16 protein-coding genes, 3 tRNA genes and 4 rRNA genes are annotated in these 19,123 nt (G+C 52.7%); 13 read left to right on the forward strand and 10 right to left on the reverse strand.

Annotation, left to right across the window (positions count from 1 at the left end):
• Positions 1–46: 46 nt before the first annotated feature.
• Both fmt and def read right to left on the reverse strand, forming a co-directional pair.
• Entirely contained in the window at positions 47–994 is a 948-nt protein-coding gene (fmt, locus tag K6958_RS02150; protein ID WP_249893136.1) for a methionyl-tRNA formyltransferase, read from the reverse strand.
• Positions 995–1,008: 14 nt separating this feature from the next.
• Positions 1,009–1,521 carry a peptide deformylase gene (gene def / locus K6958_RS02155; RefSeq protein ID WP_249893137.1) on the reverse strand — a complete coding sequence of 171 codons (513 nt, stop codon included), beginning with the start codon at positions 1,519–1,521 and terminating at the stop codon, positions 1,009–1,011.
• A gap of 127 nt (positions 1,522–1,648) precedes the next feature.
• Between def and dprA the strand changes: the two genes are divergently transcribed.
• From dprA to K6958_RS02185, 6 genes are read left to right on the forward strand one after another with little or no spacing between them, the layout of a single operon-like run.
• Entirely contained in the window at positions 1,649–2,773 is a 1,125-nt protein-coding gene (dprA, locus tag K6958_RS02160) for a DNA-protecting protein DprA (RefSeq protein WP_249893138.1), read from the forward strand.
• Complete coding sequence (gene smg, locus K6958_RS02165) at positions 2,745–3,218, forward strand: DUF494 family protein Smg (protein WP_103061387.1); 474 nt, start codon at positions 2,745–2,747, stop codon at positions 3,216–3,218. The genes dprA and smg overlap by 29 nt, the downstream gene beginning before the upstream one ends.
• A 25-nt stretch (positions 3,219–3,243) precedes the next feature.
• The gene (locus tag K6958_RS02170) at positions 3,244–3,798 is read left to right on the forward strand and encodes a DNA topoisomerase family protein (RefSeq protein WP_249893139.1); all 555 of its coding nucleotides are present in this window, start codon (positions 3,244–3,246) and stop codon (positions 3,796–3,798) included.
• Positions 3,776–4,363, forward strand: coding sequence for an L-threonylcarbamoyladenylate synthase type 1 TsaC (gene tsaC, locus K6958_RS02175; protein ID WP_249894761.1), 588 nt, complete (start codon positions 3,776–3,778; stop codon positions 4,361–4,363). Before K6958_RS02170 ends, tsaC begins: the two co-directional genes overlap by 23 nt.
• A 3-nt stretch (positions 4,364–4,366) precedes the next feature.
• A complete protein-coding gene (aroE, locus tag K6958_RS02180) occupies positions 4,367–5,185 on the forward strand; it encodes a shikimate dehydrogenase (RefSeq protein WP_249893140.1) in 819 nt (272 codons plus the stop codon).
• Positions 5,182–5,430: a DUF1488 family protein gene (locus tag K6958_RS02185; RefSeq protein ID WP_249893141.1), complete on the forward strand. Its 249-nt coding sequence runs from the start codon at positions 5,182–5,184 to the stop codon at positions 5,428–5,430. The genes aroE and K6958_RS02185 overlap by 4 nt, the downstream gene beginning before the upstream one ends.
• Here the strand turns inward: K6958_RS02185 and K6958_RS02190 are convergent.
• On the reverse strand, positions 5,394–5,960 hold the full coding sequence (locus K6958_RS02190; RefSeq protein WP_249893142.1) for a gamma carbonic anhydrase family protein: 567 nt from the start codon (positions 5,958–5,960) through the stop codon (positions 5,394–5,396). The genes K6958_RS02185 and K6958_RS02190 overlap by 37 nt on opposite strands.
• 470 nt (positions 5,961–6,430) lie before the next feature.
• On the opposite strand from K6958_RS02190, the gene K6958_RS02195 reads away from it, so the two are divergent.
• The 7 genes from K6958_RS02195 (at position 6,431) to rrf (K6958_RS02225) (ending at position 11,991) form a co-directional block, all read left to right on the forward strand.
• Positions 6,431–7,972 (forward strand): 16S ribosomal RNA (locus K6958_RS02195).
• A 72-nt stretch (positions 7,973–8,044) separates the two neighbouring features.
• Positions 8,045–8,121, forward strand: a tRNA-Ile gene (locus K6958_RS02200).
• Positions 8,122–8,233: 112 nt separating this feature from the next.
• A tRNA-Ala gene (locus K6958_RS02205) sits at positions 8,234–8,309 on the forward strand.
• 170 nt (positions 8,310–8,479) lie between these two features.
• Positions 8,480–11,382, forward strand: a 23S ribosomal RNA gene (locus tag K6958_RS02210).
• 201 nt (positions 11,383–11,583) lie between these two features.
• Positions 11,584–11,699 (forward strand): 5S ribosomal RNA (gene rrf, locus K6958_RS02215).
• A gap of 14 nt (positions 11,700–11,713) precedes the next feature.
• Positions 11,714–11,789, forward strand: a tRNA-Thr gene (locus K6958_RS02220).
• A gap of 86 nt (positions 11,790–11,875) precedes the next feature.
• Positions 11,876–11,991, forward strand: a 5S ribosomal RNA gene (rrf, locus tag K6958_RS02225).
• Together the 16S, 23S and 5S rRNA genes with 3 tRNA genes alongside form the textbook arrangement of a ribosomal RNA operon.
• Positions 11,992–12,188: 197 nt before the next feature.
• On the opposite strand, the gene K6958_RS02230 is transcribed toward rrf (K6958_RS02225), so the two are convergent.
• The 7 genes from K6958_RS02230 to dusB all read right to left on the reverse strand — a co-directional run bounded on the left by K6958_RS02230 (position 12,189) and on the right by dusB (position 19,089).
• Complete coding sequence (locus tag K6958_RS02230; protein WP_434085184.1) at positions 12,189–12,944, reverse strand: amino acid ABC transporter ATP-binding protein; 756 nt, start codon at positions 12,942–12,944, stop codon at positions 12,189–12,191.
• A gap of 11 nt (positions 12,945–12,955) precedes the next feature.
• Positions 12,956–14,056 (reverse strand): amino acid ABC transporter permease, encoded by a 1,101-nt coding sequence (locus tag K6958_RS02235; protein WP_249893144.1) that lies wholly within the window; start codon positions 14,054–14,056, stop codon positions 12,956–12,958.
• Positions 14,057–14,071: 15 nt separating this feature from the next.
• Positions 14,072–15,250 (reverse strand): amino acid ABC transporter permease, encoded by a 1,179-nt coding sequence (locus tag K6958_RS02240; RefSeq protein WP_434085185.1) that lies wholly within the window; start codon positions 15,248–15,250, stop codon positions 14,072–14,074.
• A 66-nt stretch (positions 15,251–15,316) separates the two neighbouring features.
• The gene (locus tag K6958_RS02245) at positions 15,317–16,342 is read right to left on the reverse strand and encodes an amino acid ABC transporter substrate-binding protein (RefSeq protein ID WP_249893145.1); all 1,026 of its coding nucleotides are present in this window, start codon (positions 16,340–16,342) and stop codon (positions 15,317–15,319) included.
• Positions 16,343–16,687: 345 nt separating this feature from the next.
• A complete protein-coding gene (gene lpxP / locus K6958_RS02250; RefSeq protein WP_249893146.1) occupies positions 16,688–17,608 on the reverse strand; it encodes a kdo(2)-lipid IV(A) palmitoleoyltransferase in 921 nt (306 codons plus the stop codon).
• A 194-nt stretch (positions 17,609–17,802) separates the two neighbouring features.
• A complete protein-coding gene (fis, locus tag K6958_RS02255; protein WP_000462905.1) occupies positions 17,803–18,099 on the reverse strand; it encodes a DNA-binding transcriptional regulator Fis in 297 nt (98 codons plus the stop codon).
• A gap of 24 nt (positions 18,100–18,123) precedes the next feature.
• The gene (gene dusB / locus K6958_RS02260; RefSeq protein WP_249893147.1) at positions 18,124–19,089 is read right to left on the reverse strand and encodes a tRNA dihydrouridine synthase DusB; all 966 of its coding nucleotides are present in this window, start codon (positions 19,087–19,089) and stop codon (positions 18,124–18,126) included.
• Positions 19,090–19,123: the final 34 nt, after the last annotated feature.

Consider the following 19,123-nt stretch of genomic DNA (forward strand, 5'->3'; position numbering starts at 1 on the left):
ATGAATCATCAATAAACTAAGCCCGGCATGATTACCGGGCTTTGAGTCAGGCGAGGCGCGTTCCTGGCGTAAACCACTCACGGCGTGAATTCAGGATATCCTGGGCCGACATGGCTTTTTTACCTGCAGGCTGCAGCGTTTGGATATTTAAGATGCCCTCCGCGGTGGCAACCTGAATACCGTTCTTATCCGCCTGTATAACTTCGCCAGGCTGATATCCGGTCTGATGCGGCAGAACGCTGGCCTGCCATACCTTAACTGGCTGCTCTTCAATGTAAAAGTAGCTGACCGGCCACGGATTAAACGCGCGGATACAGCGTTCCAGCTGAGCGGCCGAAAGCGACCAGTCGAGCTGCGCTTCTTCTTTGCTGAGTTTTTCAGCGTAGGTTGCCAGCGCGTCATCCTGCGGCTGAGGCTGGGCGCTGCCATGACTTAACTGCGTCAGGGTTTCCAGTAAACCTTGCGGACCCAGCTCCGCCAGTCGGCTATATAGCGTTGCGCTGGTATCCGCCGCGCTGATGGGGCTGGCCAGTTTCAATAGCATGGCGCCGGTATCCAGGCCCGCATCCATTTGCATAATGGTGACGCCGGTCTCGCTGTCGCCGGCCCAAAGCGCGCGTTGAATAGGCGCCGCGCCGCGCCAGCGTGGGAGCAGAGAACCGTGAACATTAATACAGCCGAGACGCGGCATATCCAAAACCGCCTGCGGCAGGATCAAACCGTAGGCGACCACCACCATCACATCAGCCTGCAAATCGGCAACCAGCTGCTGGCTTTCTGCCGGACGCAGCGATTTTGGCTGGAATACTGGCAGAGCGTGCTGTTGCGCCAGCAGTTTAACCGGACTGGGAGTCAGTTTATTACCACGTCCAGCGGGGCGGTCGGGCTGGGTAAAAACCCCCACAATCTGATGTTCAGACGTAAGCAGCGCGTCAAGATGACGCGCTGCGAAGTCAGGGGTGCCGGCAAAAATTATTTTTAATGATTCGGACACGCTATTCCTTACTGTCAGGAGGCACGGGTATTAAGGCGAGCCAGCTTTTCCAGTTTTTGACGAATACGCTGGCGTTTTAATGGGGAGAGATAATCAATAAACAGCTTCCCGACCAGGTGATCCATTTCATGCTGAATACAGATCGCCAGCAGGCCATCCGCTTCCAGCTCAAAAGGTTTGCCTTCACGATCCAGCGCGCGAATTTTAACTCGCTCAGAACGCGGCACCAGCGCACGCTGTTCAGGAATAGAAAGGCAGCCTTCTTCAATACCGGTTTCACCGCTTTCTTCCAGCAGCTCAGGGTTAATCAGCACCAAACGCTCGTCACGATTTTCAGAGACATCGATAACAATAATGCGCTGGTGGATATCTACCTGCGTAGCCGCCAGGCCAATACCTTCTTCAGCGTACATCGTCTCGAACATATCATCGACGATGCGCTGGATTTCCGCATCCACTTCAGCGACGGGTTTCGCAACAATGCGAAGACGATCGTCGGGGTAATGTAATACTTGTAAAACTGACATAACTTTCCAGATCTGTATTCAGAGAAGTAACCATCGTTACCTCTTATTGTAGACATTTCATTCCTTGATTGACAGCATTGCGCAGTATGGAAAGCGGCGACTGGCGCACATTGACAGGGAAAGCGAGATGGCTTCAAGAGAAGTATGGTTACGCCTGATGAGCGTAAAAGGGCTGTGCGGCGAAAAAATGGTGCGGGCGGCAAAATTGTTAAGTCACGACGGTCATAACGAACCGCAAAACTATACTGCCGCAGGCCTTAATGCCAGTCAGGCCGAGGCGTTTCAGGCGGTGCCGGAAAAACGTCTGGAACAGGCGTTGCGTTGGCTAGAACAACCCGATCGCCATTTAATTACGGCTGAGGATGCGTTATTCCCCGCCTTATTAAAGCAGGCTGCGCGTTATCCCGCAGCCTTAATGATATACGGCGATCCACACCTGCTCGCTACGCCGCAGCTGGCGATCGTAGGCAGCCGCAATGCTTCCCATTATGGCCGCCAGTGGGGCGACTACTTCACCCAGATCCTGGCGGCAAGCGGGCTGACTATTACCAGTGGGTTGGCGCGCGGAATCGATGCCGTGGCCCATCGCGCGGCCTTAAAGGTAAAGGGCAAAACCATCGCGGTGCTGGGAAGCGGGCTGGAGCGGCTATATCCCGCAAACCATCATCGTCTGGCGCAAGAGATAGTTATGGCGGGCGGGGCGTTGGTATCCGAGTTCCCGCTTGATACCTTCCCGCTGGCCTATAATTTTCCTCGGCGTAACCGCATCATCAGCGGGCTGAGTCTTGGTGTCCTGGTGGTTGAGGCTTCCCTTAAAAGCGGATCATTAGTAACGGCGCGCTATGCGCTGGAGCAAAATCGGGAGGTTTATGCCTTGCCCGGTCCGCTGGGCAGCGATGTCAGCGAGGGCAGCCACTGGCTTATTCAGCAGGGCGCGCTATTAGTGGCCCATCCCAATAATATCCTTGAACAGATTCACAGCGAGCTGCAGTGGCTACCACTTTCAGCGCAGAACAGAATTAATTCTTCAGACAATGCTGATGGTCCATTGCCATTTGCCGAGGTGTTGGCTAACGTAGGAGATGAGGTTACACCTGTTGACGTCGTCGCTGAACGTGCCGGCCAACCTGTGCCAGCCATCATAGCTAAACTGCTTGAGCTGGAGTTAGCAGGATGGATCGCAGCTGTACCCGGCGGCTATGTCCGATTGAGGAGGGCATGCCATGTTCGACGTACTAATGTACTTGTTTGAAACTTATATCCACAGCGAAGCAGAGATGCGCGTTGACCAGGATAAACTGACTGATGATCTGGCTGATGCTGGCTTTCATCGTGACGATATCAATAATGCGTTGAACTGGTTGGAAAAATTAGCAGACTATCAGGACGGACTTGTCGCTCCGATACTGCTTACCACCGATCCGCTCTCGATGCGTATCTATACAGAGGAAGAGAGTCAGCGTCTTGATGCCAGCTGTCGCGGCTTCATTCTGTTTCTGGAGCAAATTCAGGTTTTGAACCTGGAAACGCGTGAGATGGTTATCGAACGGGTCATGGCCCTGGATACGTTTGAATTTGATCTGGAAGATCTTAAATGGGTGGTGCTGATGGTGCTGTTTAACATCCCTGGATGTGAAAATGCCTATCAGCAGATGGAAGAGTTACTTTTCGACGTCAATGAAGGAATGCTGCACTGAGTTTTTTACACAGTGTCCTAACACAATGAGTAAACCAGCACTTTTCACAGTGCGAAAACAGGAATCCTGCCCCACTTGTGGGGCAGATCTCGTTATTCGCTCCGGAAAGCATGGTCCTTTTCTTGGCTGCTCACATTATCCAGAATGCGATTATGTCCGTCCGCTAAAAAATCAGTCTGATGGCCATATCGTTAAAGTTCTGGAAGGACAACATTGTCCAGTATGCCAGGCCGATCTGGTATTACGTCAGGGGCGTTACGGCATGTTTATCGGCTGTAGCCGCTACCCGGAATGCGAGCATACTGAAGTGATCGATCGTCCGGATGAAACCTCTATCGCTTGCCCACAGTGCCAGCAGGGGCATCTGGTACAACGACGTTCACGTTTTGGTAAGACTTTTCATGCCTGCGATCGTTATCCGGATTGCCAGTTTGCAGTGAATTTCACGCCAAAAGAGGGAACGTGCAAATATTGTCATTTCCCCTTATTAATCGAAAAGAAGACAGCACAAGGTTTGAAACGCTTTTGCGCCAGCAAAGCGTGCGGTAAACCGGTTGATGCAGGAAACAGTAGTGAATAAAGAAATCATTCCCGGAACAGTTAGCTGGTGTGTTGAACAGTTGCAACAGCAGGCGGTTATCGCTTATCCCACCGAGGCTGTATTCGGACTGGGTTGCGATCCTGACAGTGAAGAAGCCGTTATGCAGTTATTGGCGTTTAAACAGCGCCCGGTAGAAAAAGGATTAATTCTTATTGCCGCTGATTATCAGCAGCTGATGCCCTACGTTGCCGATCACGAACTCTCTGTAACGCAGCGAGAAAAGATGTTTGCCTCCTGGCCGGGGCCGGTGACTTGGGTATTGCCAGCACTGCCGCGGACACCCCGCTGGTTAACGGGACGTTTCGATACGCTGGCGGTACGCGTTAGCGATCATCCGGCAGTACAGGAACTGTGTCGTCAGTTTGGCAAGCCTCTGGTTTCAACCAGTGCAAACCTGAGCGGGCAGCCTCCCTGTCGTAACGTTGATGAAGTGCTGCGTCAGTTCGGCGACGATTTTCCTGTTTTGCAGGGGGAAACTGGCGGTCGGCTTAATCCTTCTGAGATTCGCGACATTATCAGCGGCGATATTATTCGTCAGGGATAAGATATGGATAACTTCGTGGTTATTGGCAACCCGATTGCCCACAGCAAATCGCCTCTTATTCATCATGAGTTTGCTCAACAGACGGGAATTGAGCATCGTTATGGGCGTTTGCTTGCGCCGCTTGATGGCTTTGCTTCAACGTTGCATGAGTTTTTACAGCAGGGTGGGCAGGGTGCCAACGTAACGTTACCCTTTAAGCAGCAGGCTTATGAACTGGCTGACGAGTTAACGGAGCGGGCGGCGCTGGCGGGTGCGGTAAATACCTTATATCAACGCCAGGATGGGCAATTACTGGGGGATAATACTGACGGAATCGGCCTGTTGAGCGATCTTGAGCGATTATCTTTTATCAAACCCGGCGATCGTATTCTATTGGTTGGTGCAGGTGGTGCGGCGCGCGGCGTGATCCTGCCCTTACTTTCCCTGGGATGTTCGCTAACGTTAACCAATCGTACGCCGGCACGGGCTAGTGAGCTGGCCGCTATTTTCGCCCATACCGGCGACATTAGCGCGTTAGCCATGACAGAGCTGGCCGGTAAAAAATTTGATTTGATCATTAACGCGACTTCCAGCGGGGTTGAGGGCGCTATTCCGGACTTGCCCGCTTCCCTGATCAATGCCGACACCCGCTGTTACGATATGTTTTATCAGCAAGGAGCGACGCCTTTCCTGAAGTGGTGCCAGCAGTCAGGGGCAACGGCCACGGCCGATGGTTTAGGCATGCTGGTGGGGCAGGCGGCACACGCCTTCCTGCTCTGGCATGGGATACTGCCGGACGTTACGCCGGTACTGAATTGTTTGCAGGCGGAACTGGTTTCATGAACCAGGCGATTCAGTTTCCTGACAGAGAAGATTGGGATGAAATACGGCAGGCCGTTTGTTTCCCGGTAATAGTTAACGGTTTTCAATTAACCTGCGGTATTACACGAAAGGCACTTTGCCAGCGGTTCGGTGAAGGTGAACCGCTGGTGCTGTTTCGTGCTAATCGCTGGGACCTGGAAGATCAGGCGCAAGAGTTGTTAGAAGATCATCAAGAAGACGAGCAGGGCTGGGTCTGGCTTTCCTGATCCAGGTAGTCATTTTTCCAGTTAACGTAGTTGTTGGCAGAATAGCGTAATCCTTCCAGCTCTTTTTCATTCAGTGGACGAACTTGCTTAACCGGGCTGCCAAGATAAAGGTAGCCTTTCTCGAGTCGTTTACCGGGCGGAACCAGGCTGCCAGCGCCAATCATCACATCATCTTCTACTACTACGCCGTCTAAAAGAATCGATCCCATGCCAACCAGTACACGGTTGCCAATGGTACAGCCATGCAACATCGCTTTATGACCAACGGTGACCTCTTCCCCAATGATGAGGGGGAAGCCTTCCGGCCGCGCGGCTGATTTGTGTGTCACGTGCAACACGCTGCCATCCTGAATATTGCTGCGTTTACCAATCACCACTTTATTCACATCTCCCCGTATCGCTACCAATGGCCAGATACTGACATCATCTTCCAGCGTAACATCACCCACCACTACGCTAGTGGCATCGACCATCACACGATCGCCAGTATCAGGGAAAAACTGCTTATAAGGGCGTAAAGCACTGCTCATGATATTGCTCCTGTAGGATGAGGACATGCAGCGTAATGAATAACAGATAAAACCATCGTTGATATTGTGCTGTAATTTTCATCCGATCGCATAAGATCGCAGCGAAAAGAATGAAAAGTCAGCAACCAGCAAAAAAGATCGAAAAAAGGCTTGTGCAATGAATTCGGATCCCTATAATGCGCCTCCATCGACACGGCACAACGGCTTACGCCACGCGGTGTTGAGCGGTTCAGCGAAGTCTGAATCGCCGGAGAAAAACTTCTGAAAAAGGGGTTGACTCTGAAAGAGGAAAGCGTAATATACGCCACCTCGCGACAACGGCACGAAGCGCCGGTCGCACCGCTCTTTAACAATTTATCAGACAATCTGTGTGGGCACTCACGGACGGGATATCGCAAAAATAATTGCAGTATCAAGTCTCAGAGTGAACACGTAATTCATTACGACGTTTTTCTCGAGCATCAGACTTTTAATTGAAGAGTTTGATCATGGCTCAGATTGAACGCTGGCGGCAGGCCTAACACATGCAAGTCGAACGGTAACAGAGAGCAGCTTGCTGCTCTGCTGACGAGTGGCGGACGGGTGAGTAATGTCTGGGGATCTGCCCGATGGAGGGGGATAACCACTGGAAACGGTGGCTAATACCGCATAACGTCGCAAGACCAAAGTGGGGGACCTTCGGGCCTCACACCATCGGATGAACCCAGATGGGATTAGCTAGTAGGTGGGGTAACGGCTCACCTAGGCGACGATCCCTAGCTGGTCTGAGAGGATGACCAGCCACACTGGAACTGAGACACGGTCCAGACTCCTACGGGAGGCAGCAGTGGGGAATATTGCACAATGGGCGCAAGCCTGATGCAGCCATGCCGCGTGTATGAAGAAGGCCTTCGGGTTGTAAAGTACTTTCAGCGGGGAGGAAGGGAGTGAGGTTAATAACCTTATTCATTGACGTTACCCGCAGAAGAAGCACCGGCTAACTCCGTGCCAGCAGCCGCGGTAATACGGAGGGTGCAAGCGTTAATCGGAATTACTGGGCGTAAAGCGCACGCAGGCGGTCTGTCAAGTCGGATGTGAAATCCCCGGGCTCAACCCGGGAACTGCATTCGAAACTGGCAGGCTAGAGTCTCGTAGAGGGGGGTAGAATTCCAGGTGTAGCGGTGAAATGCGTAGAGATCTGGAGGAATACCGGTGGCGAAGGCGGCCCCCTGGACGAAGACTGACGCTCAGGTGCGAAAGCGTGGGGAGCAAACAGGATTAGATACCCTGGTAGTCCACGCCGTAAACGATGTCGACTTGGAGGCTGTGAGCTTGACTCGTGGCTTCCGGAGCTAACGCGTTAAGTCGACCGCCTGGGGAGTACGGCCGCAAGGTTAAAACTCAAATGAATTGACGGGGGCCCGCACAAGCGGTGGAGCATGTGGTTTAATTCGATGCAACGCGAAGAACCTTACCTGGCCTTGACATCCACGGAATTCTGCAGAGATGCGGAAGTGCCTTCGGGAACCGTGAGACAGGTGCTGCATGGCTGTCGTCAGCTCGTGTTGTGAAATGTTGGGTTAAGTCCCGCAACGAGCGCAACCCTTATCCTTTGTTGCCAGCGGTTCGGCCGGGAACTCAAAGGAGACTGCCGGTGATAAACCGGAGGAAGGTGGGGATGACGTCAAGTCATCATGGCCCTTACGGCCAGGGCTACACACGTGCTACAATGGCGCATACAAAGAGAAGCGACCTCGCGAGAGCAAGCGGACCTCATAAAGTGCGTCGTAGTCCGGATCGGAGTCTGCAACTCGACTCCGTGAAGTCGGAATCGCTAGTAATCGTGGATCAGAATGCCACGGTGAATACGTTCCCGGGCCTTGTACACACCGCCCGTCACACCATGGGAGTGGGTTGCAAAAGAAGTAGGTAGCTTAACCTTCGGGAGGGCGCTTACCACTTTGTGATTCATGACTGGGGTGAAGTCGTAACAAGGTAACCGTAGGGGAACCTGCGGTTGGATCACCTCCTTACCATGCTGAATCCCGCCCGTGAAGTGCTCACACAGATTGTCTGATAGAAGTAACGAGCAGTAAAACCCCGGCAGGCTTGTAGCTCAGGTGGTTAGAGCGCACCCCTGATAAGGGTGAGGTCGGTGGTTCAAGTCCACTCAGGCCTACCAATTCCTTCCAGCACTGCGTTATGGTTTCGGCTCGCATAGTTGACTATGCGTCGCAAAACCATGCCTTGTTCTGAAAGGAATGAAGGTAACCGGCGGTTTTACGAACACATCTGGGGCTATAGCTCAGCTGGGAGAGCGCCTGCCTTGCACGCAGGAGGTCAGCGGTTCGATCCCGCTTAGCTCCACCATCAACCTGTGGTTGATGAACACTCCAGAGTGCATTTGCGAATGTACTGTGTAGTTTTGCTCTTTAACAATCCGGAAACAAGCTGAAAATTGAAAACGGAACAACGTTATGTTGTTCACGATTCTCTCAATGCTCACACCTCAGGTGTCGGAAGACGTCTGTGGGTTGTGAGGTTAAGCGAATAAGCGTACACGGTGGATGCCCTGGCAGTCAGAGGCGATGAAGGGCGTGCTAATCTGCGATAAGCGCCGGTAAGGTGATATGAACCGCTATTAACCGGCGATACCCGAATGGGGAAACCCAGTGCAATCCGTTGCACTATCATGTCATGAATACATAGTGACATGAGGCGAACCGGGGGAACTGAAACATCTAAGTACCCCGAGGAAAAGAAATCAACCGAGATTCCCTGAGTAGCGGCGAGCGAACGGGGAACAGCCCAGAGCCTGAATCAGCATGTGTGTCAGTGGAAGCGTCTGGAAAGGCGCACGGTACAGGGTGACAGTCCCGTACACGAAGATGCATGTGCTGTGAGCTCGATGAGTAGGGCGGGACACGTGGTATCCTGTCTGAATATGGGGGGACCATCCTCCAAGGCTAAATACTCCTGACTGACCGATAGTGAACCAGTACCGTGAGGGAAAGGCGAAAAGAACCCCGGCGAGGGGAGTGAAAAAGAACCTGAAACCGTGTACGTACAAGCAGTGGGAGCCTCTTTATGGGGTGACTGCGTACCTTTTGTATAATGGGTCAGCGACTTATATTCTGTAGCAAGGTTAACCGTATAGGGGAGCCGCAGGGAAACCGAGTCTTAACCGGGCGCTAAGTTGCAGGGTATAGACCCGAAACCCGGTGATCTAGCCATGGGCAGGTTGAAGGTTGGGTAACACTAACTGGAGGACCGAACCGACTAATGTTGAAAAATTAGCGGATGACCTGTGGCTGGGGGTGAAAGGCCAATCAAACCGGGAGATAGCTGGTTCTCCCCGAAAGCTATTTAGGTAGCGCCTCGTGAATTCATCTCCGGGGGTAGAGCACTGTTTCGGCTAGGGGGCCATCCCGGCTTACCAACCCGATGCAAACTGCGAATACCGGAGAATGTTATCACGGGAGACACACGGCGGGTGCTAACGTCCGTCGTGAAGAGGGAAACAACCCAGACCGCCAGCTAAGGTCCCAAAGTCATGGTTAAGTGGGAAACGATGTGGGAAGGCCCAGACAGCCAGGATGTTGGCTTAGAAGCAGCCATCATTTAAAGAAAGCGTAATAGCTCACTGGTCGAGTCGGCCTGCGCGGAAGATGTAACGGGGCTAAACCATGCACCGAAGCTGCGGCAGCGACACTGTGTGTTGTTGGGTAGGGGAGCGTTCTGTAAGCCGTCGAAGGTGTGCTGTGAGGCATGCTGGAGGTATCAGAAGTGCGAATGCTGACATAAGTAACGATAAAGCGGGTGAAAAGCCCGCTCGCCGGAAGACCAAGGGTTCCTGTCCAACGTTAATCGGGGCAGGGTGAGTCGACCCCTAAGGCGAGGCCGAAAGGCGTAGTCGATGGGAAACGGGTTAATATTCCCGTACTCGGTGTTACTGCGAAGGGGGGACGGAGAAGGCTATGTTGGCCGGGCGACGGTTGTCCCGGTTTAAGCGTGTAGGCTGACTTTCCAGGCAAATCCGGAAGGTCAAGGCTGAGGCGTGACGACGAGGCACCACGGTGCTGAAGCAACAAATGCCCTGCTTCCAGGAAAAGCCTCTAAGCATCAGGTAACAACGAATCGTACCCCAAACCGACACAGGTGGTCAGGTAGAGAATACCAAGGCGCTTGAGAGAACTCGGGTGAAGGAACTAGGCAAAATGGTGCCGTAACTTCGGGAGAAGGCACGCTGGCATGTAGGTGGAGGGACTTGCTCCCCGAGCCGAAGCCAGTCGAAGATACCAGCTGGCTGCAACTGTTTATTAAAAACACAGCACTGTGCAAACACGAAAGTGGACGTATACGGTGTGACGCCTGCCCGGTGCCGGAAGGTTAATTGATGGGGTTATCGCAAGAGAAGCTCCTGATCGAAGCCCCGGTAAACGGCGGCCGTAACTATAACGGTCCTAAGGTAGCGAAATTCCTTGTCGGGTAAGTTCCGACCTGCACGAATGGCGTAATGATGGCCAGGCTGTCTCCACCCGAGACTCAGTGAAATTGAACTCGCTGTGAAGATGCAGTGTACCCGCGGCAAGACGGAAAGACCCCGTGAACCTTTACTACAGCTTGACACTGAACATTGAGCCTTGATGTGCAGGATAGGTGGGAGGCTGTGAAGTGCGGACGCCAGTTCGCACGGAGCCATCCTTGAAATACCACCCTTTAATGTTTGATGTTCTAACCTGGCGCCGTGAACCGGCGTGGGGACAGTGTCTGGTGGGTAGTTTGACTGGGGCGGTCTCCTCCCAAAGTGTAACGGAGGAGTACGAAGGTCAGCTAATCACGGTCGGACATCGTGAGGTTAGTGCAATGGCATAAGCTGGCTTGACTGCGAGAGTGACGGTTCGAGCAGGTGCGAAAGCAGGTCATAGTGATCCGGTGGTTCTGAATGGAAGGGCCATCGCTCAACGGATAAAAGGTACTCCGGGGATAACAGGCTGATACCGCCCAAGAGTTCATATCGACGGCGGTGTTTGGCACCTCGATGTCGGCTCATCACATCCTGGGGCTGAAGTAGGTCCCAAGGGTATGGCTGTTCGCCATTTAAAGTGGTACGCGAGCTGGGTTTAGAACGTCGTGAGACAGTTCGGTCCCTATCTGCCGTGGGCGCTGGAAGACTGAGAGGGGTTGCTCCTAGTACGAGAGGACCGGAGTGAACGCACCGCTGGTGTTCGGGTTGTCATGCCAATGGCACTGCCCGGTAGCTAAGTGCGGAAGAGATAAGTGCTGAAAGCATCTAAGCACGAAACTTGCCTCGAGATGAGTCTTCCCTGAGACCCTGAGTCTCCTGAAGGGACGTTGAAGACGACGACGTTGATAGGCCGGGTGTGTAAGCGCAGCGATGCGTTGAGCTAACCGGTACTAATGACCCGTGAGGCTTAACCTTACAACGCCACAGGCGTTTTGAGTTGAGAGATTTTCAGCTTTGTTCACCGGATAGATATTTGCGGGAACGGAAGATTTTGTGCTGAAGCCAGGCGGCCAGCGAGACATAACGAAGGCGCATACAGAAGTATGTAACTGAGTTATGCGAGAGCAGCCAACGCAGCAGCAGCGCAAAAGAGCCGTTCCGTGCACAAAGAATTTGCCTGGCGGCAAGAGCGCGGTGGTCCCACCTGACCCCATGCCGAACTCAGAAGTGAAACGCCGTAGCGCCGATGGTAGTGTGGGGCTTCCCCATGCGAGAGTAGGGAACTGCCAGGCATCAAATTTAGTGTGCTGATATGGCTCAGTTGGTAGAGCGCACCCTTGGTAAGGGTGAGGTCCCCAGTTCGACTCTGGGTATCAGCACCAGTTATACCAGGGCGACAACATTGTGGCCCAAGCTTAGAAAGCAACAGTTTAAATAAGTCGTCTCAGACAACTTATAAAAGGATTTGCCTGGCGGCAAGAGCGCGGTGGTCCCACCTGACCCCATGCCGAACTCAGAAGTGAAACGCCGTAGCGCCGATGGTAGTGTGGGGCTTCCCCATGCGAGAGTAGGGAACTGCCAGGCATCAAACAAACGACAGAGCCTCAGCGAAAGCTGAGGCTTTTTCGTTTTTGGCGATTAAAAACGCATCACTCGCCGTAAAAAGATCTGGCTTTACTTAGCCAGTAATTAATCATCTACCCCAGCCCAGCCCAGCCCAGCCCAGCCCAGCCCAGCCCAGCCTAGCCCAGCCCAGGCAGGGTAGATTCTCTCTGCGATCCTTAATGAATAACCTGCGATAAAAACATACGCGTACGCTCAGATTTAGGATGCGCAAAAAATTCCTCGGGTGGCGCCTGTTCAACAATCTCTCCACGATCCATAAAGATCACACGGTCGGCAACGGTGCGCGCAAAGCCCATCTCATGCGTAACGCAAAGCATTGTCATCCCATCCTCGGCAAGTCCAATCATGGTATCCAGCACTTCCTTCACCATTTCCGGATCGAGCGCTGATGTCGGCTCATCGAACAGCATGATTTTGGGTTTCATGCAGAGTGAGCGGGCAATCGCCACGCGCTGCTGCTGGCCGCCAGAAATCTGTCCGGGAAATTTGTGAGCATGTTCCGCGATACGAACCCGTTCCAGATAATGCATCGCCAGCGCTTCCGCCTCCTTTTTTGGCGTCTTACGCACCCAAATCGGCGCCAGCGTACAGTTCTGCAGCACGGTCAGATGAGGGAACAGGTTAAAATGTTGAAATACCATGCCCACTTCGGTACGGACTTTTTCAATATTGCGCAGATCATCATTTAAATGAATGCCATCAACAATAATTCGTCCCTGTTGATGCTCTTCCAGATGATTAATACAGCGGATGGTAGTTGATTTGCCGGAGCCGGAAGGGCCGCACAACACGATACGTTCACGCGGTTTCACCGTCAGGTTTATATTTTTCAGAACGTGGAACTGACCATACCACTTATTCACATTTTCGAGCGTAATCATAGTATCTGCTGCATGAGTAACAGGTTTCATTAACATATTCCTTAGTGCGCTTTACGCCCGGTATTAAAACGATTTTCAAGGTACTGACTGTAGCGCGACATACTGAAACAAAAGATCCAGTAAACCAGTGCGGCAAAGACGTAGCCTTCGGTCGACATGCCAAGCCAGGCGGGATCGACCGTAGCCTGCTGTACGCTGCTGAAGAGATCAAACAGACCGATGATGATCACCAGACTGGTATCTTTAAACAGCGCGATAATGGTATTGACCAGGCCAGGAATGGTGAGTTTGAGAGCCTGCGGAAGGATGACCAGCAGTTGGGTCTTCCAGTATCCCAGCGCTAAGGATTCCGCGGCTTCGGTTTGCCCTTTAGGCAACGCTTGTAGCCCGCCGCGCACCACTTCCGCCACATAAGCCGATTGAAAGAGAATCACGCCAACCAGCGCCCGCACCAGCTTATCTATTGATGTTCCCTCTGCCATAAACAGCGGCAGCATGACAGATGACATAAACAGGACGGTAATCAGCGGCACGCCGCGCCAGAACTCGATAAAAATCACTGACAATGCGCGTACCACCGGCATTTTTGAACGGCGCCCCAGCGCCAGTAAAATGCCCAGCGGCAAAGCGCCGGCAATGCCTACTGCCGCGATAATCAATGTCAGCGTTAAACCGCCCCACTGGCGCGTTTCCACGCGCTCCAGCCCAAACAGACCGCCATAGAGCATCAGCCAGACGAAAAGGGGGTATACCACTGCCCAGACGGCGATATAGCGACCTCGCCGCGGCATACGGTTGATAAACATCGGGATCAGGGAAAACAGCCCAACAATTAATGCCACGTTGATACGCCAGCGCAGCTCATGCGGATAGAGACCATACATAAACTGGCCGAAACGTGCATGAATGAATACCCAACAGGCACCCTCTTTTGTACAGTCGGCCCGGCTTTCACCAAGCCAGTTAGCCTGAAAAATCAGCCAGTTCAACGCAGGGGGTATTAGGCTCCATATAATCCATAAACAGAGCAACGTCAGCAGCGTATTAAACCAGCTGGAAAAAAGATTTTTACGCGCCCAGCGCGACATGCGCATTACAGCATTTGTCGGAACAGGGGGCGAATCGTGTGTAGTGACTGTCATGATATGCCGTACCTTTTAACGCTCAACCAGGGCGATTTTGCGGTTGTAGATGTTCATAAGCAGCGAGATCAGCAGGCTGATCGTCAGGTAAACCGCCATTGTCATGGCAATCGTCTCTATGGCCTGGCCGGTCTGATTTAGCACCGTACCGGCGAACAGCGAAACCATATCGGGATAGCCAATAGCGGCTGCCAGCGAGGAGTTTTTAACGATATTCAGATACTGGCTGGTCAGCGGTGGAATGATCACCCGCATCGCCTGCGGAATGATCACCTGGCGTAACGTAACCGGATTAGGTAAACCCAGCGACATAGCCGCCTCATGCTGCCCATGCGGCACCGACTGAATACCGGAACGGATCACCTCAGCGATGAATGAAGAGGTATAAATAGAGAGCGCCAGCGTCAGCGCGGCCAGCTCAGGGATCAATACAAAGCCGCCGCGAAAGTTGAAGCCGCGCAGCGCAGGAATATCCCAGTGCATGGCTGCGCCAAATAGCAGATGGGCAATTAAAGGAAAAACAATCAGCATCGCCACTGCGGCGGGCCAGCTGCGGCGTAACCGGCCGGTTTTCAACTGATAGTTACGGTTGAAGCGAAATAGCGCAACCGTAGCGATAATAGCCAACAGCAGAGCGGCGATAAACGGCAGCGTTCCCGACGTATATTCAGGCCATGGGATATAAAGCCCACGGTTACTGATAAAAGCCAGATCAAAGGCATTCAGCGCCTGCCTGGGGCCGGGCAGGTTACGCAGCACGGCAAAGTACCAGAAAAATATCTGCAACAGCGGCGGAATATTGCGGAAGGTTTCAATATAAACGGTGGAAATCTTACGCAGCAGCCAGTTATCGGAAAGGCGCGCCAGGCCGATAAAAAAACCTAATACGGAAGCAAACACAATACAAAGCGCAGAGACCAGCAGGGTATTGGTTAAGCCCACCAGGAAAACGCGAGCATAGGTATCGCCGTCGGAATAGTCGATAAGATGCTGCACAATCCCGAAACCAGCGCTGCGTTCCAGAAAGCCGAAGCCGGAGGTAATTCCCCGGTTGGCCAGGTTGATAACGGTATTGTGGATGAGATAACCCACCACGGAAAACACCGCGAGAACGGCGAAAATCTGGTAAAGCCAGGCGCGAACCGCAGGATTAGAGAATGAAAAGTCCCTTTTCACGGTTGGGCGTTGAGACATGATCGACCTCAGAAACGAGAATACTGACGAGGGCACCGCTGGCGGTGCCCCGTGTGGTAGCAGGAATTAACGTACGGGTGGTGCGTACTGAATACCGCCATCTTTCCACAGAGCATTCTGCCCACGGGCGATTTTGAGCGGGCTATCTTTACCTACATTGCGATCGAAGCTCTCCTGATAGTTGCCGACCTGCTTGATAATGTTATAAGCCCACTTGTTATCCAGCTTCAGATCCTTACCAAAATCGCCTTCCGATCCCAGTAAGTGCGCCATATCCGGCGTGGTGGGTTTGGCCGCCATTTGGTCGACGTTCTTCGAGCTGATGCCCATCTCTTCAGCGTTAAGCATGGCGTAGAAAGACCACTTAACCACGGTGAACCAGTCGTCATCGCCACGACGGACGACCGGGCCAAGCGGCTCTTTAGAAATCACTTCTGGCAGAACAATAAATTCATCGGGCTTGCCCAGCTTAATGCGCAGGGCATACAGCTGTGACTGATCGGAGGCCAGCGTGTCGCAGCGACCGCTGTCGAGCGCCTTCGCTGACTCGTCGGAACGGTCAAAGGTTACTGGCGTGTACTGCATCTTATTGGCTTTGAAATAGTCCGCTACGTTGAGTTCTGTATCCGTACCGGCCTGAATACAGACAGTGGCGCCATCCAACTCTTTCGCGCTTTTTAGCCCGGCTTTGTTATGGGTAAGAAAGCCGATGCCATCATAGTAATTGACGCCCGCAAACAGGAAGCCCATGCCGCCGTCGCGAGAGGAGGTCCAGGTGGTATTACGCGATAAAATATCAACTTCGCCCGATTGCAGGGCGGTAAAGCGCTCTTTCGCGGTCAGCGGGGTGTATTTCACTTTACCTGCGTCGCCGAATAGCGCAGCGGCGGCGGCCCGGCACACATCCACATCCAGGCCAGTAAATTTACCGCTGGCATCGGCATAGGAAAAGCCAGGCAAGCCATCGCTAATCCCGCACTGAATAAATCCTTTCTTCTTAATGGCATCAAGGGTAGCGCCAGCATGGGCCTGATTCGCTACGGCCAGCAGCGACGCGGTAGCAAACAGAGCGGAAAGCATCATTTTATTCATACATATTCCTGTGTGGCGTGATCGTATTGTTATGGGGTGACGAGCGCTTTTACTGCGCTTTTCCTGTCTGTGGCGGTCAGCCATCCACAACTTTGCAAGGAGAGTGCCAAAGTTGCAGGATCCTGAATTTTTGTAGGGACGGTATTAATAACTGAAGGTAACGGAAAAGTTTGGTTACTATCGCGCACCAGTATGATGCGACGTAAGTCGCCGCGATCACAAAGAGTGCAAAGAGTTAAACAGGATGAGCGTAATGTGAAGTGGTGCGCAGATTAACGCCGGATGTTACGCGCATAAAAAAGCCCGCTAGCGTTACCGCTAACGGGCTGTAGAAAATTTAATTAACTAGTAGAGCGACGTTGCGCCAGCCGGGCGGGTTTTAAAACGGCGGTGCAGCCACAAATACTGGCTAGGCGCACGCAAGATTTCCCGCTCAATAATTTTATTCATATAGGCTGCGGCGGCCTGCTCATCGTCCAGCGGATAATCTTCCAGCTGCGGTTGAATCACCAGTTCATACCCTTGACCACGCTCTTTACGAATCAGCACCACGGTGATCATCGCTGGTTTGGCCATACGCGCCAGCATAAAGGTACCGTTGGTGGTCGCGGCCTGCGGAACAGCGAACAAAGGCGCAAAGACGCTGCCTTTCGGGCCGTAATCCTGATCGGGAGCAAACCAGACGGCTTCGCCTTGCTTAAGCGCTTTCACCATACCGCGCAGATCGCGGCGATCGATCATCGCCTTATTGGAGCGGGTACGCCCTTTGGTTTGTACCCATTCCATCAGCTTATTATTATGCGGTCGGTACATAGCCATCATCGGCTGACACAGCCCCATAGTGCGGCCGCCTAGTTCCAGCGACATAAAATGCACGCCGATAATTAGCGCGCCGCGTTTGTTTTTCTGCGCCGCGTGCAGGTTATGCAAACCATTGACGGTAAACCAGCGCTTCACACGGGCATCTGACCAAAACCACGCCATGCCGGTTTCCATCAGGCCCATACCTAACGATTCAAAATTATGGATGATCCGCTGTTCTAATTCATACGGGCTGAGATCGGGAAAGCAGAGTTCTAAATTACGCCGCGTGATACGTACCCGACGCGGCAAAAAGCGCATCGAGGTGCGGCCCATCCAGACGCCCAGGCGTTCAAGCAACGGAAAAGGAAGCTGAACCAGCAGGAACAGTACGCCAAGACCAAACCAGGTAAGCCAATGGCGCGGGTGCAACATATCAAGGGTAAAACGTGGAGAAGATTTCATGACGCTCTCATATGCGTAAAAGAAAGATGTAACGCATAAAGATGCCAATCAGTCGCGGTACAGGTTCTCAGACAACGATGGTACACAGAAGTTAGGCCGGGCGGCCCATATTTACAAAAAACGGACAATTCTTGAGGTCCAGACATTAAAAAAGGCGCATCCGGATGGAGCGCCTTTTTTCACAGCGGAGAAAATTAATTCATGCCGTATTTTTTCAGTTTCTTACGCAGCGTACCGCGGTTGATGCCCATCATCAGGGCTGCACGGGTCTGGTTGCCACGGGTATATTGCATCACCATGTCCAACAGAGGCTGCTCTACTTCAGCCAGTACCAGCTCATACAGATCATTGACATCCTGACCATTCAGTTGAGCAAAATAGTTCTTCAGTGCCTGTTTTACCGAATCACGCAGCGGCTTTTGCGTCACCTGATCCTGTGAGTTAACGGTAGAAACGGTCAGTACGTCAGAATTTACGCGTTGTTCGAACATAGTTCTGTCAGCTCTTTATTTCGTTTACGCAAGTTTTTCGAAGTATGCCTCCAACGCCTCCAGCTGTTCGCTGGCATCCTCAATGGCGTTGAATGTGCGCCGAAACTGGTCGTTTGGGGCGTTCTCCTGGAGATACCAGGAAACGTGTTTTCGCGCAATACGGTATCCCTTGCCATGACCGTAAAAGTCGTGCAGTTCCCGTATATGCCCGATGAGCAAGCGCTTCACTTCTGCCAGCGGCATGGGTGGGAGCAACTCCCCAGTGTCCAGATAATGCTGGATTTCCCGGAAGATCCACGGTCTTCCCTGAGCGGCGCGTCCTATCATCAGAGCATCAGCTCCCGTATAGTCGAGCACCGCCCTGGCCTTGTGCGGGTCAGTAATGTCTCCGTTCGCGATAACCGGAATGGAAACGTTCTGCTTAACTGTCCGAATGCTGTCGTATTCAGCGTTGCCGTTGAACAAACAGGCGCGGGTACGGCCATGAATGGTCAGAGCCTGGATACCACAACGTTCAGCCAATTGGGCAATTTCAGTGCAATTACGATTATCTCTATCCCAGCCAGTACGAATCTTTAAGGTCACCGGCACCTCTACTGCATTAACCACGGCGGTAAGAATATTCTTCACCACCTCGGGGTATTGCAGCAGCGCAGAGCCTGCCATCTTACGATTAACTTTTTTGGCCGGGCAGCCCATATTGATATCAATAACCTGAGCGCCGGATGCCACATTAATCCGTGCCGCTTCAGCCATTTCATCAGGATCGCAACCGGCAATCTGCACGGCGCGAATTCCGGGCTCGTCACTATGTACCATACGCAAACGAGATTTATCGCTGGCCCAAACTTCCGGGTTCGACGACATCATCTCGGAAACGGCCATACCGGCCCCCATCTGATAACAAAGCGTTCTAAAAGGCCTGTCAGTAATACCGGCCATCGGAGCGGCTATCAGTTGATTACGGAGCTGGTGTTGTCCAATGCGCATGAAAGAAGTGACCGTATCTACTCGCAAGGCGGCG

It is taken from the genome of Mixta hanseatica, assembly GCF_023517775.1.
Classification (GTDB): domain Bacteria; phylum Pseudomonadota; class Gammaproteobacteria; order Enterobacterales; family Enterobacteriaceae; genus Mixta; species Mixta hanseatica.

Coding starts and splice junctions, on each gene's coding strand:
- K6958_RS02230 (WP_434085184.1), bottom strand. CDS start 12,944: ATGAAACCTGTTACTCATGCAGCAGATACTATGATTACGCTCGAAAAT.
- fis (WP_000462905.1), bottom strand. CDS start 18,099: ATGTTCGAACAACGCGTAAATTCTGACGTACTGACCGTTTCTACCGTT.
- dusB (WP_249893147.1), bottom strand. CDS start 19,089: ATGCGCATTGGACAACACCAGCTCCGTAATCAACTGATAGCCGCTCCG.
- K6958_RS02235 (WP_249893144.1), bottom strand. CDS start 14,056: ATGACAGTCACTACACACGATTCGCCCCCTGTTCCGACAAATGCTGTA.
- K6958_RS02170 (WP_249893139.1), top strand. CDS start 3,244: ATGAGTAAACCAGCACTTTTCACAGTGCGAAAACAGGAATCCTGCCCC.
- tsaC (WP_249894761.1), top strand. CDS start 3,776: ATGCAGGAAACAGTAGTGAATAAAGAAATCATTCCCGGAACAGTTAGC.
- K6958_RS02185 (WP_249893141.1), top strand. CDS start 5,182: ATGAACCAGGCGATTCAGTTTCCTGACAGAGAAGATTGGGATGAAATA.
- K6958_RS02240 (WP_434085185.1), bottom strand. CDS start 15,250: ATGTCTCAACGCCCAACCGTGAAAAGGGACTTTTCATTCTCTAATCCT.
- def (WP_249893137.1), bottom strand. CDS start 1,521: ATGTCAGTTTTACAAGTATTACATTACCCCGACGATCGTCTTCGCATT.
- K6958_RS02190 (WP_249893142.1), bottom strand. CDS start 5,960: ATGAGCAGTGCTTTACGCCCTTATAAGCAGTTTTTCCCTGATACTGGC.
- smg (WP_103061387.1), top strand. CDS start 2,745: ATGTTCGACGTACTAATGTACTTGTTTGAAACTTATATCCACAGCGAA.
- dprA (WP_249893138.1), top strand. CDS start 1,649: ATGGCTTCAAGAGAAGTATGGTTACGCCTGATGAGCGTAAAAGGGCTG.
- aroE (WP_249893140.1), top strand. CDS start 4,367: ATGGATAACTTCGTGGTTATTGGCAACCCGATTGCCCACAGCAAATCG.
- K6958_RS02245 (WP_249893145.1), bottom strand. CDS start 16,342: ATGAATAAAATGATGCTTTCCGCTCTGTTTGCTACCGCGTCGCTGCTG.
- lpxP (WP_249893146.1), bottom strand. CDS start 17,608: ATGAAATCTTCTCCACGTTTTACCCTTGATATGTTGCACCCGCGCCAT.